16 protein-coding genes are annotated in these 15,374 nt (G+C 75.0%); 7 read left to right on the top strand and 9 right to left on the bottom strand.

Going from position 1 to position 15,374, the window contains the following annotated elements:
- Window positions 1-94: 94 nt before the first annotated feature.
- The 6 genes from LPC08_RS04515 to mntR form a co-directional block, all read right to left on the bottom strand.
- Window positions 95-979 (bottom strand): heme/hemin ABC transporter substrate-binding protein, encoded by an 885-nt coding sequence (locus LPC08_RS04515; RefSeq protein ID WP_230451546.1) that lies wholly within the window; start codon window positions 977-979, stop codon window positions 95-97.
- Complete coding sequence (locus LPC08_RS04510) at window positions 979-2,040, bottom strand: hemin-degrading factor (RefSeq protein WP_230451545.1); 1,062 nt, start codon at window positions 2,038-2,040, stop codon at window positions 979-981. The genes LPC08_RS04515 and LPC08_RS04510 overlap by 1 nt, the downstream gene beginning before the upstream one ends.
- A 32-nt stretch (window positions 2,041-2,072) precedes the next feature.
- Window positions 2,073-4,277: a TonB-dependent hemoglobin/transferrin/lactoferrin family receptor gene (locus LPC08_RS04505; RefSeq protein WP_230451544.1), complete on the bottom strand. Its 2,205-nt coding sequence runs from the start codon at window positions 4,275-4,277 to the stop codon at window positions 2,073-2,075.
- Between the two features lie 103 nt (window positions 4,278-4,380).
- The gene (locus LPC08_RS04500) at window positions 4,381-4,938 is read right to left on the bottom strand and encodes a MarR family winged helix-turn-helix transcriptional regulator (RefSeq protein ID WP_230451543.1); all 558 of its coding nucleotides are present in this window, start codon (window positions 4,936-4,938) and stop codon (window positions 4,381-4,383) included.
- 102 nt (window positions 4,939-5,040) lie between these two features.
- Window positions 5,041-5,874 carry a PhzF family phenazine biosynthesis protein gene (locus LPC08_RS04495; protein ID WP_230451542.1) on the bottom strand — a complete coding sequence of 278 codons (834 nt, stop codon included), beginning with the start codon at window positions 5,872-5,874 and terminating at the stop codon, window positions 5,041-5,043.
- Window positions 5,875-6,444: 570 nt separating this feature from the next.
- Window positions 6,445-6,966 (bottom strand): manganese-binding transcriptional regulator MntR, encoded by a 522-nt coding sequence (gene mntR / locus LPC08_RS04490; RefSeq protein WP_230451541.1) that lies wholly within the window; start codon window positions 6,964-6,966, stop codon window positions 6,445-6,447.
- A gap of 113 nt (window positions 6,967-7,079) precedes the next feature.
- Between mntR and LPC08_RS04485 the strand changes: the two genes are divergently transcribed.
- The 7 genes from LPC08_RS04485 to LPC08_RS26160 all read left to right on the top strand — a co-directional run bounded on the left by LPC08_RS04485 (window position 7,080) and on the right by LPC08_RS26160 (window position 14,149).
- The gene (locus LPC08_RS04485) at window positions 7,080-8,033 is read left to right on the top strand and encodes a metal ABC transporter substrate-binding protein (protein ID WP_304622062.1); all 954 of its coding nucleotides are present in this window, start codon (window positions 7,080-7,082) and stop codon (window positions 8,031-8,033) included.
- A 5-nt stretch (window positions 8,034-8,038) separates the two neighbouring features.
- Window positions 8,039-9,013: a metal ABC transporter ATP-binding protein gene (locus LPC08_RS04480; protein WP_230451540.1), complete on the top strand. Its 975-nt coding sequence runs from the start codon at window positions 8,039-8,041 to the stop codon at window positions 9,011-9,013.
- Window positions 9,010-9,867, top strand: coding sequence for a metal ABC transporter permease (locus LPC08_RS04475; protein WP_230451539.1), 858 nt, complete (start codon window positions 9,010-9,012; stop codon window positions 9,865-9,867). The genes LPC08_RS04480 and LPC08_RS04475 overlap by 4 nt, the downstream gene beginning before the upstream one ends.
- Window positions 9,864-10,703: a metal ABC transporter permease gene (locus LPC08_RS04470; protein WP_230451538.1), complete on the top strand. Its 840-nt coding sequence runs from the start codon at window positions 9,864-9,866 to the stop codon at window positions 10,701-10,703. The genes LPC08_RS04475 and LPC08_RS04470 overlap by 4 nt, the downstream gene beginning before the upstream one ends.
- 278 nt (window positions 10,704-10,981) lie before the next feature.
- Complete coding sequence (locus tag LPC08_RS04465) at window positions 10,982-11,455, top strand: VOC family protein (protein ID WP_230451537.1); 474 nt, start codon at window positions 10,982-10,984, stop codon at window positions 11,453-11,455.
- Window positions 11,456-11,783: 328 nt separating this feature from the next.
- Window positions 11,784-12,470, top strand: coding sequence for an MBL fold metallo-hydrolase (locus LPC08_RS04460; RefSeq protein ID WP_230451536.1), 687 nt, complete (start codon window positions 11,784-11,786; stop codon window positions 12,468-12,470).
- Window positions 12,471-12,493: 23 nt separating this feature from the next.
- Entirely contained in the window at window positions 12,494-14,149 is a 1,656-nt protein-coding gene (locus tag LPC08_RS26160; protein ID WP_304622061.1) for a S10 family peptidase, read from the top strand.
- 64 nt (window positions 14,150-14,213) lie between these two features.
- Here the strand turns inward: LPC08_RS26160 and LPC08_RS04450 are convergent, their stop codons facing one another.
- From LPC08_RS04450 to LPC08_RS04440, 3 genes are all read right to left on the bottom strand, one after another.
- Window positions 14,214-14,405, bottom strand: a complete 192-nt coding sequence (locus LPC08_RS04450; RefSeq protein ID WP_230451535.1) for a hypothetical protein — start codon at window positions 14,403-14,405, stop codon at window positions 14,214-14,216.
- 63 nt (window positions 14,406-14,468) lie between these two features.
- A complete protein-coding gene (locus tag LPC08_RS04445) occupies window positions 14,469-14,702 on the bottom strand; it encodes a hypothetical protein (protein WP_230451534.1) in 234 nt (77 codons plus the stop codon).
- 194 nt (window positions 14,703-14,896) lie between these two features.
- Window positions 14,897-15,103, bottom strand: coding sequence for a cold-shock protein (locus tag LPC08_RS04440; RefSeq protein ID WP_230451533.1), 207 nt, complete (start codon window positions 15,101-15,103; stop codon window positions 14,897-14,899).
- Between the last annotated feature and the right edge of the window lie 271 nt (window positions 15,104-15,374).

Raw genomic sequence — 15,374 nt, 5'->3', positions numbered from 1 at the left:
GCGGCGAGGGCGCGGACAGGCGGGACGCCGGGACGGGATGCGGGGCCGCGGGCAGGATGGCGGACATCGCCGGGGGCCGGGGAGGCGCCGCGCATCATCCCCGCAGCCAGGGCCGGTCGGGCAGCTCCGGCAGGGTCGCGCCCGGATGGAGCAGCAGGGCGAGGTCCCGGCGGGCATGGGCGGCGCGCGGCCCGAAGCCGAGCATGTAGGCGCCGTCCATGGTCAGGATGCGGCCGGACGCGCCGGCCGGGGTGACGGCGACGGCGGGGATGCGGCGCAGCGCCTCGCGGCCGCCGAGACCCTGCAGGGCGTGGTCCATCAGCAGGATCGTGTCGGGCGCCAGCGTCGCCGCCGCCTCCGCCGAGAGCGGGCGGTAGCCGGCGAAGCCCCCGACCACGTTCACCGCCCCGGCCGAGGCGATGGCCGCCTCGGCATGGGTGCCGCGGCCGGCGGCCAGCGGCGCGCCGCTGCTGGCCGCCAGCAGGAAGAGCACGCGGGGACGGCCGGCCAGGGCGGCGATCGGCGCGTCCATCGCCGCCCAGTCGGCGGCCAGGGCACCGGCCACGGGCTCGGGCGAGACGCCCAGCGCCCCGGCCACCGCCCGCAGCTTGGCCACCGCGGCCTCGCCCCCGGCCTGGTCGGGGATGGAGTGCAGCGACAGATGGGCGGCGCGCAGCGTCTCCACCGCCCCGGGCGGCCCCGCCTCGTCGGAGAGCAGCAGCAGGTCGGGGTGGAGGGACACCACGCCCTCGGGCGGCAGGGCGCGCATGTAGCCGATGTTGGGCAGCGCGCGGGCGGCGGCGGGGAAGAGGCTGGTCGAATCCACCCCCACCACCTTGTCCCCCTGGCCGAGCGCGAAGACGCATTCGGTCAGCGCCCCGCCGACGCAGACGATCCGCGAGGGGCCCGCCGCCCGCCCGGGCGCGGGGCGGAGGGCCGGCCACGCGGCCGCGGCGGCGAGGAGGGCGCGCCGGCGCATCACGCCGCCGCGTCGACCGCCGCGCGGGAGCCGCCGCCCGGGCCGCCCTCGGCGATCTCGGCGGCCAGCGCCCGCCAGTCCTCGCGCTCCGGCTGGCCGGGCTTGCGGGCGCCGAACAGCAGGGCGACCGGACGCCCCGCCTCGTCCAGCAGCTCGATCGAGGTGACCACGCCGTCCACGGTGGGCTTCACCACGCGCCAGGCCTCGGTCACGCCCGCCTCGCGCAGGTGCAGGTTGAAGGCGGGGTCGAGCACGTTGAACCAGCCGGGCACGTCCACCAGGCGGTGGACGGGGCCGGTGTGGATCTGGATGGCGTGGCGGTTGCCGACGAAGACCATCACCGGCACCTCGCGCGCGGCGGCGAGGCGCAGCGTGGCGGATCCGGCGGTGGTGGCGAGCGGCCGGGCCAGGTCGTCGCCGGCCAGGCGGAAGGCCTGGCGGCGGCTCGCCTTGTGCCGCTTCAGCAGCGTGACGAAGTCGTGCGTGTCCTGCAGCGCCAGCCAGTCCTGGCGCAGCCCCTTGGCATCCACCAGGGTCTCCGTCGGCGGCGGCTCCGGCACGGCCGGGGCCAGGGGCGGCCGGGCGGCACCGGGCCCGGCTGCCGGCGCGGCGAAGTCGCGGCACAGCGCGGCCCAGGCGTCGCGGTCCGTCTCGCCGGTGGCGTAGACCTTGTGCACCGCCTCCCCGTCCCGGTCGAAGATCTGGATCGAGGGCCGCTCGCCCCCCAGCGCATAGGCATAGGCCCAGCCGCCGGGGAAGAGGCGCAGGTCGATGTCCGGCCCCAGCACCAGGATGTGCCCGGGGCCGGAGGAGACGTCCCGGAAGGCGCCGTGCCGCTCGTGCACCGCGTGCTCGTTGCGGGTCAGCGCCATGATGCCGCCGACCTTCGGCAGCGCGCCGATCAGCGCGGCCCAGTCGGGGCGCAGCGGCGCCGCCGGCCCCGTGGCACCGCTGGCGACCAGCGCCGCCTCGGTCGTGCCCAGGGCGCGGGCGGCGTCCCGGGCCCGCAGGCGGGGCTGCTCGCGCAGCAAGGAAGCGTGGCGGTGGGGCAGGTCGTCCATCGCGTCGGGTCCCTCCTCGGCCTCAGACATGGCTACCAGCGTAGCACCAGGTTGACGGCGGCGTAGCGCCCGGGCTGCGCGTAGAGGTCGCGGGTGGCGCTGGTGGCCGAAACCCCGGCCACGTCGGGGGTCAGGAAGTACTTCTCGTTGGTCACGTTGAACAGGCCGGCATTGATGGAGAGGTTCCTCCCCAGGTCGTAATGCGCGGCGATGTCCAGCACCGTGTAGGAGGGCGCGCGGAAGTAGGTGGGGGAGCTGACCTGGTTGTGCCGCAGCGCATGGGTCAGGTTCACCTCCGCCCCCAGTCCCCAGCCGGAGTCCCAGGCGAGGCCGGCGACGAAGCGGGCGGGGTCCACGCTGTCCACCGGCCGGCCGGTGTCCTTGTCCTCGCTGCGGGCATAGGCGGCGCTGCCCCGCAGCGCCCAGTTGGGGTGGAAGTACCACTCGCCCCGCGCCTCGACGCCGTAGATGTGGACGTTGCTGACGTTCACGTACTGGAACTGCTGCAGCCCGCCGGCATTGCCCACCACCCGGGTGTCGATGAAGTCGTGGTAGAGGTTGTAGTAGCCGGCGACCTGGAAGTTGCTGCGGTCGGGCCAGCGGCCGCGCAGGCCGATCTCGAAGCCGTCGCTGGTCTCGGAATCGAGGTTGGCCGCTGGCAGGATCTCGTAGCCGAAGGCGCGGTTGGTGAAGCCGAAGTTCGTCGTGTCGTAGGGCGGTGCGCGGAAGCCGCGGGCGTACTGGCCATAGGCGGAGAGGCGGTCGTCCAGCCGGGCGATGGCGCCGAGCTTGGGCGAGACGGCGAACTCGTCGAGGTCGCTGACCTGCGAGGCGGTGCCGCTGCCCGAGGAGCGCAGGAAGTCCGCGTCCGGATGCGGGCGCAGCTGGTAGTTGTCGAAGCGCACGCCGGGGACCAGGGTGAAGCGGCCGAGCGTGATCTCGTCCTGCACGTAGACGCCGAGCTGCGTCGTCGTCGTGTCCGGGAAGTTCTTGTTCGGGTAGGTCTCGCCCGCGACGGTGGTGGCGACGCTGCCGGTCAGCAGGTTCTGCTCGAAGCGGTCGCGCGGGCGGGAGGTCTCGATGCGCTCCAGCGTCGCGCCGTAGACGAGGCGGTGCTGGCCGCCGAGCAGCTCGAAGCTGTTGCCGAACTGCACCTCGCCGCCATAGAGGCTCTGGTCGAAGCCGCTGTTGGTGAACCGCAGGCGGTTGGGCCCGCCGATCGTCGCGGCGGCCAGGCTGGTGGCGGTGGAGCGCCACTGCTCCGTCCGCTCGCTGCGGTCGAGGTCCACGTACCAGCCGCGGACCTGCACGCGGTCGGCGAAGAGCACCGGCCCCTCATGCGTGTAGTCCAGGCTGACGCGGGCGCGGCGGGTGTAGTCGTCGCCGCTGGAATCGAGGACGTAGGCGCCGGCCGAGCCGGGCCTGTCCGTGTTCAGCGTGGTGTCCAGCTCGCGCTGGAAGATCTCGCCGGTCAGGCGCAGCGTGTCGATCGGCGTCAGGTGCCAGACCACCTTCGCCAGGAAGCTCTGGTCCGTGTAGTTCTGCGGGTTGGGCAGGACATTGCCGTTCGGGCGCACCTCGTGCCCGACGCGGGCGCCGTACTGCACCAGTGCCTCCACGTCGCCGGCCCGCGCGGCGCCGAGGATGGACTGGTAGAGGGACTGGTCGGCGCCGCTGTAGCCGAGGCGCCCGCCGAAGGCGACGTTCCGCCCCGGCTCCGTCAGGTAGTCGGACGGGTCCTTGGTGACATAGGCGACGACGCCCCCCAGCGCGTCCGACCCGTAGAGCGCCGAGGCCGGGCCGCGCAGGATCTCGATGCGCTTGATCGTCTCCAGGTCCACGAAGTCGCGGGTGTAGTTGCCCGCGCCGATGTTGCTCTCGGGGAAGTCGGGCAGGCGCACCCCGTCCACCTGCACCCGCACGCGGTTCCCGCCGATGCCGCGGATGACGAAGTTGGTGCCGCCGCCGCGCGCCGGCTGGTTGCCGAAGCTCACCCCCGGCTCGTAGCGGATGGCGTCGCGGGGGGTGGTGGCGTTCTGCCGGTCCAGCTGCTGGCGGTCGATGACGCTGATGGTGGCGGGCACGTCCTCGATCGCGCGCTCCTCGCGTGAGCCGGTCACCACCATCTCGGGCAGGGCGACGCTGTCTCCGGAACCCGCGGACTGCGCCCAGGCGGCCGCGGGGCAGAGGAGCAGGGACAGCACGGCCGGGCGGACCGGGCGGCGGGACAGCGGCACGGGGGGACTCCTGTATGCGGGACTCCTCGTCTTGATAGAGATTCTGATAATCAGTCGCAATACAGGATCACAGGTCCTTGAGCGGGGGCGGCCGCCCCCAGGCTCATCGCTCCGCCTCCCCGTCCTCCCGGCCGTCCTGGTGGCCCTCGCCCTCCTCCCGCCGCCGCAGGAGCGCCGCGGCGCGGTCGTGGACCTTGGCGAGAATCGCGGACAGCTCGGCCAGCTCCCGCGCCGTCAGCACCTCCGCCAGCTCCGCCTGCAGGGCGCGGGCGCGGGGGACGATGCGGGCGTAGAGCGCCGTCCCCTGGGCCGTCAGGCGCAGCCGGTGCGCGCGCAGGTCCTCCGGAAGCGGCGCGCGCGCCAGCAGCCGCTTGTCGGCCAGCCGGATCACCGCGCGGCTGACCTTCACCCGGTCCATCTCCGTCCGCCGGATCACCTCCTGCGTGGTGAGCGTCCCGGCCTCGCCCAGCACGGCCATGATCCGCCATTCGGGGATGCCGAGGTGGAACTCCGCCTCATAGCGGGCGGCGAAGGCGCGGCTGACCGCCTCCGCGGCGACGGAGAGGCGATAGGGCAGGAAGCTGCCCAGCCGCAGCGGCTTGTCCTCGGCCACCTCCTCCGGGTCGCCCGTCCCCGGCGGCGGCGTTGCGGCATGGTCCATGTCCGGGCGCGCCCTCGTCTCGTCGCCGAGGAGCATAGGGCGGATCGCCGCGGCACGGCACCGCCGCGCCCCCGGTCCGGCGGCCGGGCCGCCGGCGGGCCCTCAGCCCGCCAGCACCCGCGCCGTGCCCGAGACGCGCACGGGCGCCCCGACCTCCGGCGGGATTTCCGCCCGCAGGCGCGAGGGCATCCCCATCTCGTCGCCCTGCTGGATCTCGATCGCCCCCTCATGCGGCCAGCCGAGGTCGCGCAGGTAGCCCGCCAGCGCCGCCGCCGCCGCGCCGGTCGCCGGATCCTCGTACACCCCGCCCGAGGCGAAGGGGTTGCGCATGCGGAAGCGGCGCGGCGTCACGGCATGGGCGAGGATGATCGTCACCAGCCCGGCCTCGCGCATCAGCGCCCGGCCCGAGGCCAGGTCGTAGTACATGCTGCACAGCGTCCCGCGCTCGCGCAGCGCCAGCAGCAGGTGGTCCGCCCCGGCATGCACCCGGGCCGGCGGCAGGCGCGGGTCCAGCGCCGCGATGCTCCAGCCGAACAGCGCCAGCGCCTCGCGCACCAGCTCCGGCGCGACGGGACGGCTGCGGGTGGGCGGGGAGCACAGCGTGGCCGCCAGGGTCGGGCCGTCGCGCCGGCCCTCGACGGTGATGGCCGCCTCGTTCAGCCGCAGGTCGAAGGCACCGTCGCCATGGCGCAGGGCCAGCGCGGCGCCCAGGGCGATGGTGGCGTGGCCGCAGAACGGCACCTCCGTCTCCGGCGAGAAGTAGCGCACGCGCCACCCCTCCCCGTCCGGCGCGGCGAAGGCGGTCTCGGAATAGCCGAGCTCGGCCGCGACGCGCTGCATCGTCGCGGGGGCCGGCAGCGCGGCCTCAATCACCACGCCGGCCGGGTTGCCGCCGGTGGCTCCGGCGGAGAAGGCGGCGATGCGCTGGATGTCCATGGCCCTGCTCCACACCAGCCGCGGGGAAGCCCGTCCGGGCCGTGGCAGATGGCCGCCCGGCACCGGGGCGGGCCCGCGCCCGCGCGGAGCAGACTGCCTACGCCACCCCGGCGGCCGCCGCGCCATCCGTTCGGATGATTCCGGCGCTCACACCGACGTCGGGATGATCTGACCCGTCATGCTGTGGTGGTCTGGCGTCGGACCGGGAGGGGACGCCGTCCCCTCCCAGACCCTCCCCTGCCGGGGCCACAAGCGGGCCCCGGTCCCCGCTGGGAATCTGGTGCTTCATGGCTGCCGTCAGCCTGCGGGCTCAACCCTGACGGAGCGCGGACAGGTGGGACTCTGGAAAAGCTTCAGAAGGCGTCCGCGAGTGCTGCGGCCGTACCCGCCGAGGAGCATGGCTCCTCGGCGCTGTGACCCCGTGTCAGGCTGTCCCGCGGCAGCGCCCATCGGGTCCAGGGCCCGCAGGGTCCTGGCGGAGTGGGGGACCGGGGGCGAGGCAGAGCCTTGCCCCCGGGCCACGGGCGCACCCCCCGCCGGCACGGATCAAGGGGCATCCCGCCATCCGTACTATTTCCCGGCCGGCCCCGTATCGCCCGGCCCCCTACCCGGCCCGGCCAGGAAGCGGGCGAAGGCGGCTAGGGTGGCGTCGCTGACATGGTGCTCGATGCCCTCGGCATCGGTTTCCGCCACCTCCGCCGGCACGCCGACGGCGAGGAGCAGGTCCACCACCACGCGGTGGCGGGCGCGCACCCGCTCGGCCAGGGCATGGCCCTCGGGGGTCAGGAAGACGCCGCGATAGGGGCGCGAATGCGCCAGCCCCAGCGCCTTCAGCCGGGCGATGCTCTTGATCGCGGTGGCGTGGGAGACGCCGAAGCGGCGGGCCAGGTCGGTCGGCCGCGCCTCGCCGCCCTCGGCCAGCAGGTCGTCGATCAGCTCGACATAATCCTCCAGCACCGCGGAGGCACGGCCGGCCCGGGCGCTGGCATGCCGCGCCGCCTGGTCGTCCTCGGCCGGGAGGAGGTGGGGCGCGGGGTCGGCCGGCACCGCGGAGCGAATCCGGGCCGGATCGCGGATGGGGCGGGACGGCATCGCCAGCTTCTCTGGCCTCTCGGGCGAAGCTCGGCAAGACGCTTGTCATGTAGCCTAAGCTACATATTTAATCCCGAACCCGAAGTAAGCGTCCATGCTACAGGAGAGAGCCGATGCGACCAGGCAACCGACCCTCGTCCGGCCAGTGGCCGCGCCGCGTCGCCGGGGGACGGCTGGGCAGGCTGCTGGGGGGGCTGCTCGCGATCGGGCTGGCCATGCCGGCGGGGGCAGCGATGGCACAGGCCGCCCCGAAGCGGATCGTGACCACCTTCACCATCCTGCAGGACATGGCGCAGAGCGTGGCGGGGGAAGCGGCGGTGGTCGAATCCATCACCCGCCCGGGGGCCGAGATCCACGACTACGAGCCGACGCCACAGGATGTGGTGAAGGCGCAGTCCGCCGACCTCGTGCTGTGGAACGGGATGGGGCTGGAGCGCTGGTTCGAGCGCTTCTTCCAGCGGCTGAAGGGCGTCCCCTCCGCCGTGCTGACCGAGGGCATCGCCCCCATCGTCATCACCGAGGGCCCCTATGCCGGCCGGCCCAACCCGCATGCCTGGATGTCGCCGGCCAATGCGCTGGTCTATGTCGAGAACATCCGCAAGGCGCTGGTCGCGCTCGATCCCGCCAACGCCGCCGTCTACGACGCCAACGCCGCCCGCTACGCCGACCGCCTGCGCGCGCTGGACGCGCCGATCCGCGCGCGGCTGGCGCAGATCCCCGAGGCGCAGCGCTGGCTGGTGAGCTGCGAGGGCGCCTTCTCCTACCTGACGGCCGCCTATGGCCTGCGCGAGCTGTACCTCTGGCCGATCAACGCGGAGGAGGAGGGCACCCCGCGCCAGATCCGCAAGGTGGTGGACACGGTGCGGCAGAATGCCATCCCCGCCCTGTTCTGCGAGAGCACGGTCAGCGACCGCGCCATGCGGCAGGTGGCGCGGGAGGCGAAGTCGCGCTTCGCCGGCGTGCTGCACGTGGACAGCCTGACCGCGCCGGACGGCCCCGCGCCCAGCTACGTCGCGCTGCTGGAGGCGAACGCGGCCACCCTCCTGCGCGGCCTCACGGAGCGATGACGGCCATGCCGCTGGATGCCTCCGGCGCCACCTCCCCCGGCGCCGCTCTCACGGACGCCCCCCGCGCCGCGCCGCGGCCGCCCCCGGCCCTGGAGGTGTCCGGCGTCACCGTCGCCTATCCCAACGGGCAGGTGGCGCTGCGCGATGCCTCGCTGCGGCTGGGCGGGCCGACCATCTGCGGGCTGCTGGGCGTGAACGGCAGCGGCAAGTCCAGCCTGTTCAAGGCGATCATGGGCATGGTCCGCCCCGCCGCCGGGCAGGTCCGCATCGGCGGCGCCCCGCTGGCCGCGGCGCAGCGGCGCGGCTGGGTCGCCTATGTGCCGCAGAGCGAGGAGGTGGACTGGGACTTCCCCGTCTCCGTGCGCGACGTGGTGATGATGGGCCGCTACGGTCGGATGGGCCTGCTGCGCATCCCGCGCGCCGCCGACCGCGCAGCGGTGGAGGCCGCGCTGCACCGGGTGGGGATGGAGGGCTTCGCGGACCGCCAGATCGGCCAGCTCTCCGGCGGGCAGCGCAAGCGCGTCTTCCTGGCGCGGGCGCTGGCGCAGGACGGGCGGGTGATCCTGCTGGACGAGCCCTTCGGCGGCGTGGACGTCACCACCCAGGACCGCATCGCCGCCCTGTTGCGCGAATTGCGGGCGGAGGGGCGGATCATCCTCGTCTCCACCCACGACCTGGCCGGCGTGCCGGAACTCTGCGACCGGGTGGCGCTGGTGAAGGGCACGGTGCTGGCCGAGGGGCCGGTGGCGCAGGTCTTCACCGCCGCCAACCTCGCCCTGGCCTTCGGCGAAGCGCTGCGGCCGCAGGCCCTGCCGCTGGCGGGCGGCGAGTCGGAGGCGCGGCTGGCCGAGGGACCGCAGGGCGAGACGCTGGTGCTCGCACCCGACGGCACGCTGCTCGGCCGCCTCGCCGCCGCCCGCCCGGATGCGGGGCGGCACGGGGGCGGACGCCATGCGGGGGTGCAGGAGGCGGCGTCGTGACGGCGCTGCTGCTGGAGCCCTTCGGCTACGAGTTCCTGCGCAACGCCCTGTGGGTCAGCGCGCTGACCGGCGGAGTCTGCGGGCTGCTCTCCTGCTTCGTGGCGCTGAAGGGCTGGTCGCTGATGGGCGACGCGCTCTCCCACGCCGTGGTGCCGGGGGTGGCGCTGGCCTGGATCTGGGGGCTGCCCTTCGCGCTGGGGGCCTTCGCCGCCGGGCTGCTGGCAGCCTGGGCGATGGGCGCGCTGCGCCGCCACAGCCGGCTGCCGGCCGATGCGACCATCGGCGTGGTCTTCACCGCCTTCTTCGGGCTGGGGCTGGTGCTGCTCAGCCTCTACCCCAGCAACCTGCGCCTGCGGACCATCCTGTTCGGCAACGTGCTGGGCATCGCGCCGGAGGACATCGCCCAGTTGCTGATCGTCGTCGGCGCCGTGCTGGCCCTGCTGGCGCTGCGGGGGCGGGACCTGATGCTCTGGGCCTTCGACGCCACCCAGGCCCGGGCCATCGGGCTGAACCCCGGCCTGTTGCAGATGCTGCTGCTGGCGATGACGGCGGCGGTGGCGGTGGCGGCGATGGTCACCGTCGGCGCCGTGCTGGTGATCGCCATGCTGGTGGCGCCGGGGGCGGCTGCGCACCTGCTGACCGACCGCTTCGCGCGGATGCTGGGCCTCGCCGCCGGGATGGGCGCGGGCACGGCGGCGCTGGGGGCCTATCTCAGCTACTTCCTCGACGGCTCGACCGGCGGGGTGATCGTCGCGCTGCAGGCGCTGGTCTTCACCCTGGTGCTGGTCTGGGCGCCGCGCCACGGGCTGCTCGCCGCCCGGCGGGCGCGGCGCCAGGCGGCGGTGGTGGCATGAGCGGGCTGCTGGAGCCGTTCGCGCATGATTTCCTGCGCGACGCGCTGCTGGTCGGCAGCGTGGTCTCGGTGGCCTGCGCGCTGCTCTCCTGCCTGATCGTGCCGAAGGGCTGGTCGCTGCTGGGCGACGCCGTCTCCCACGCCGTGCTGCCGGGGGTGGTGCTGGCCTCCGCCGCCGGGCTGCCGCTGGCGCTGGGGGCCTTCGCGGCGGGGCTGGTCTGCGCGCTCGCCGCCGGCTTCGTGCAGTCGCGCAGCCGGGTGAAGGAGGATGCGGCGCTGGGCGTGGTCTTCACCGGCATGTTCGCCATCGGCCTGGTGCTGCTCGCCTTCCTGACCACCGAGGCGCACATCACCCATATCCTGTTCGGCAACATCCTGGGCATCGAGCCCGCCGACCGGGTCCAGGCGCTGGTCGCCGGCGGCGCGACGCTGGCGGTGCTGGCGGTGTTCGGGCGCGACCTGATCCTGGCGGCCTTCGATCCCACCCACGCCCGGGGGATCGGGCTGAACCCGGACCGGCTGCACCTGCTGTTCCTGGCGCTGCTCTCCGGTGCCGTGGTGGCGGGGGTGCAGTCGGTGGGGGTGATCCTGGTGGTGGCGCTGCTGATCACGCCGGGCTGCATCGGGCTGCTGCTGGCCGAACGCTTCGGGCGCGTGGCCGCCATCGCCGCCGGCTCCGCCGTGCTGGCCAATGCCCTGGGCATCCTGGCCAGCTACCACCTCAACGCGTCGACCGCCGGCTGCATCGTGCTGGCGCTGACCGGGCTGTTCGGGCTGGCGCTGGTCTTCGCGCCACGGCGGGGGCTGCTGGCCGGGTGGCGGGCGCGGGCGGCGTGAGGCGCGGGCAGGCGGGGGCCGGGAGGGGCGCGGCGCGCCAGCCGCCGGGCCCCGGGCCGGACGGGCCCGGGCGTCGCCCGATGCGCCGCCATGGCGATGCACCCGGCCTGTCCGTCGGGAGTGACCGGATCGCGCCGGCCCGCCCGGGGCCGCAGGGACGCGGACACCGCCCGGGGGGCCTCGTCGCTGGTGGCAGCCTCCTCCGGAGGCCGCGCGTTGGGAGGGCGCCCGCGGCCGCTCCGGAGCGCCGGGACCGATATGGGAGGGTGGGCGACACAATGCCGAAGAACACGATCTGCCTCTGGTACGACGGCGACGCCGAGGCGGCCGCCCGCTTCTACGCCGGGGTCTTCCCCGACAGCGCCGTCCACGCCGTGCGCCGCGCTCCCGCCGACTACCCGGCCGGCAAGGCGGGCGACGTGCTGACGGTCGAGTTCACCGTGGCGGGCATCCCCTGCATCGGCCTGAACGGCGGACCGGCCTTCCGGCACAGCGAGGCGTTCTCGTTCCAGATCGCCACCGACGACCAGGCGGAGACGGACCGCTACTGGAACGCCATCATCGGCCATGGCGGCCAGGAGAGCGCCTGCGGCTGGTGCAAGGACCGCTGGGGGATTTCGTGGCAGATCACGCCGCGCGTGCTGACCGAGGCGATGGCGGCCGGCGGGGAGGAGGCGCGGCGCGCCTTCGACGCCATGATGACCATGACGAAGATCGACGTCGCCGCGATCGCGGCGGCGCGGCGCGGCTGACGCGCCAGGGCGCCTCCCAGGCTCGGCGGGGGGAGCGGGTGCCGGGACCGGGCATGGGCGGTCCGGGGGTGGCGGCCATGGGAGGGGGAGGATGCCAGTCCGGCGCCCTCCGCTCCTCCCGCAGCGGCGAGGCCCCCGGGCGGCGCCCGCGTCCCCGTGCCGGGGCCGGGAAGGCCCGGCGCCCCGGCCCTCCCCGCCGGGCGCCGCCGCCCATGCCGCCGGCCCCCTCCCCCGCCGTCCGGCGGGCGTGCCAGCGAAGTCGTCACTGGCCATGGGCGCGCCCCGGCGGCAGCCTGACCGCCGCGCCCAGCCGGACGGGAGGAACGCCGTGAAGATCACCTTCTACGCCCATGCCAGCTTCCGCCTGGAGGCGGACGGGCTCGTCGTCGTCACCGACCCCTACAAGCCCGCGCTCAGCCGCTTCCACCCGATCGACGAGCCCGCGGATGTGGTGCTGATGAGCTCGGCGACGGACGAGTTCCACTCCGACCCCAGCCACGTCCGGGGCGACCCGGTGGTGGTCAACACGCTGGAGCTGCCGCCCGAGGGCACGGTGGTGCGCGGCATCCCCGTCCGGTCCTTCCCCGCCTACGAGAGCCACACCTTCGACTTCCAGGCGGCCGCCGGGCGCGATCCGGATGCCAACGCGCTCTATCTCTTCACCCTGGGCGGGTTGCGGGTGCTGCACATGGGCGACATCGGCAACCCGGTCGATCCGGCGCAGCTCGCGGCGCTGGCCGGGCAGGTGGACATCCTGCTGGCGCTCACCGGCGCGCACGCCACCATCGCGCTGGACGACCTGGACGCGGCCATCGCGGCGATCGGCCCGCGCGTGGTGATCCCGATGCACTACTTCCACCCGCGCGGCATCCTGAAGATCGAGCCGGTGGAGACCTTCCTCGACCGCCTGCCGCCGGACTCCGTCACGCGGGTCGGCGGGCCGACGCTGGAGCTGACGCCGGAGACGCTGCCGGCCGATGCGCCGCACGTCTACGTGCTGGAGCAATCCCGCTGAGCGCCGCCCCGGCCGGGCGGGCGATGACCCGGGCCGCGCCGCCGAGGCCGCCCGGCGGCCGGTCCGCCACGCCGCCGCGGCGTCCGGCCGCCCCGGCATCCGGGCCGGCCGGGCGCCTCCTCCGCCTCGCCCTGCTGGCGGCACTGGCCCTGCCCGCGCCCGCCCTGGCGCAGGCCGCCGCCGACCCGGTGCCGCGCGACGACGCCAATCCGCGCCGCCGGGAGGCGACGGGCCAGGACGCACCGCGCCGGGAGGGTCCGGCGCCGCCCGCCGCGGCCGTGCCGGAGCGCCGCCTGCCCGCCGAGGCGACCACCCGTCACCGGCTGGACCTGCCCGGGCGCAGCCTCGCGGTGGTGGCCACCGCCGGCAGCCTGCGCCTCACGGACGAGGCCGGCGCCCCCCGGGCGGACATCGCGTTCATCGCCTATCGCCTCGACACGCCGGACCCGGCGCGGCGGCCTGTCGCCTTCGCGGTGAACGGCGGCCCCGGCGCCTCCTCTGCCTGGCTGCAGCTGGGCGCGCTGGGGCCCTGGCGCCTGCCCATGAGCGGGGATGCCGCGACGCCCTCCGCGCCGCCCGCGCTGCTGCCCAATGCCGAGACCTGGCTGGACTTCGCCGACCTGGTCTTCCTCGACCCCGCCGGCACCGGCTTCAGCGAGGTGCTGGGGCGCGGCGAGGAGGCACGGCGGAGCCTGTGGTCCGTGGAGGGCGACATCCGCTCCCTGGCCGAGGCGATCCGGATCTGGCTGCAACGGAACGGCCGGCTGGGCTCGCCGAAATTCCTGGTCGGGGAAAGCTATGGCGGCTTCCGGGGCCCGCGCCTGGCCCGCGTCCTGGCGGAGCAGGAGGGAGTGGGGCTGCGCGGGCTGGTGCTGGTGTCGCCCGTGCTGGATTTCGGCGGGCGCTCGGCCTTCGACCCGCTCACCCTGGTGGCGCGCCTGCCCAGCCTCGCCGCGGCCACCCGCGCCACCGCCAGCGGCGCCCCGCCGTCGGCGGAGTTCCTGGCCGAGGCGGAGCGCTACGCCGCCGGCGACTACCTGCGCGACCTGCTGCGCGGGGTGCGCGACGGCGAGGCGGTGGAACGGCTGAACCGGCAGGTGGCGGCGGTGACGGGACTCGATCCCGGCTTCGTCCGCCGCTTCCAGGGGCGGATGCCCTGGGACGCCCTGCTGCGCGGCCCGGGCCAGGCGGAGGGCCGCGTCGCCAGCGCCTACGACGCCACGGAGACCCGGGCCGACCCCTTCCCGCTGGCGATCGCCGCCGACATCCCCGACCCGGTGCTCGACGGGCTGGTGCCGCCGCTGACCTCGGCGATGCTGACGCTCTACCGCGAGCGGCTGGAATGGCTGCCGGCGGACCGCCGCTACAGCGTCCTGAACCAGCAGGTGAACCGGGAATGGGGCTGGGGGCGCGGCGGGCGGCGCGGGGTGGAATCGCTGGGCGCGCTGCGCACCGCCCTGGCGCTGGACCCGGCGCTGCGCGTGGTGGTGGCGCACGGGCTCTACGACCTGGTCACGCCCTATTTCGCCAGCCGCCTGCTGCTGGACCAGATCCCCGCCTCGGCCGGAGGAGACCGGGTGGCGCTGCGGACCTTCCCGGGCGGGCACATGTTCTACGCCGCCGACGAGTCCCGGGCCGGGCTGCGGGAGGCGGGCCAGGCGCTGGTGGAGGGGCGCTGACCGCCGGCCCTCCCCGTCCGGCGAGGCGGCGCCGCCCGGCCGGACGCGCCAGGCCGGGAAGGCCCTAGCGGCGGGACTTGCCGCGCGCGATCTCGCGCTCGATGGCGCTGCGCTCGCCCGAGCCCAGCTTGCGCGCGATCTCCCGCACGATGGCGGGCGAGACGCGGTGCCGCTTCGCCAGATAGGCGATGGTCTCCTCGATCCCCTCGGCCGCCGGCTTGCTGGCGGTGTCGGGCGCGGTCCTGGTTCGCTCCACGGGATGTCCTCGGTTTCTGCAACGGGATTGGGGCCGGACGGCGTTGGCCGGCCGGCGCGATGGTCACTCGGCGGGCGGCAGGCTGCGCCCCAGCGCGGCGAGGGGACCGCGGCGGATCTCGCTCTGGCGGACCACGCGCTCGTGGCCGTCATGGTTGTGGCGCACGCGGTATTCGCGGTCGGCGCCGTCATTGGGCATCAGCCGGACCACGGTGTACTGGCCGGGTGCGTGACGCGCCGTGAGGGCGTTGGCGACGATCTCGACGTTCTCGCCGATCTGGAAGCGATGGACCTGCATGGATGGCCTCCCTGGACGATCCGGATGGCCCCGGGGCCGGGGCGATCGGGCCGCCATTCCCGGGGAAGGGAACCGGCAGGCCCCGCGGCGGTCGGGGAGGAGCCGGCCGGAGACCCCGGCCGGGGGTCCGGGGCAGCCGGCCTCGCGGCCGGTCGCCCCGGGGAACGACGGGGGCCGCGAGGGCCCCCGTCCGGTCAGGCGGCCTTCAGGTTGCCGGCAGAGACCTTGCCCTGCTGCCCGCTCTGCAGGTCGTACTGGATCTTGTCGCCCTCGCGCGGCTCCTGGAGGCCGGCGCGCTGCACGTCGGAGATGTGCAGGAAGACGTCCTTCGAGCCGTCATCCGGCTGAATGAAGCCGAAGCCCTTGGTCGGGTTGAACCACTTGACGGTGCCGATGGCCATGATGGTGTTCCGTATGGAATGAGGTCCCGATCCGTGACGACCACGGAACGGATCAACCTTCGAGGGGAGACGGACACCGGGCTCGGCGCCCCGGGAGGGGCAAGGAGGCAGGCCGAACCGACGAAACTGACGGTCACCATGTGGGGCTTCGCGGCGCGCCCGACAAGGCCCGGCGGCGGGAAACCGGCCGATGCCCTTGCCGGCCCCCCGCACCACGGCCCGCGCCGTGCCCCGGGGCCCGGCGTCCTGGCGCCCGGCCGGCCCTGCCGCT

It is taken from the genome of Roseomonas sp. OT10 (assembly GCF_020991085.1).
In the GTDB taxonomy this organism is placed as follows: domain Bacteria; phylum Pseudomonadota; class Alphaproteobacteria; order Acetobacterales; family Acetobacteraceae; genus Roseomonas; species Roseomonas cutis.
The sequence above is the reverse complement of the archived record's forward strand: the minus strand, read 5'-3'. Positions and strand labels throughout refer to the sequence as shown.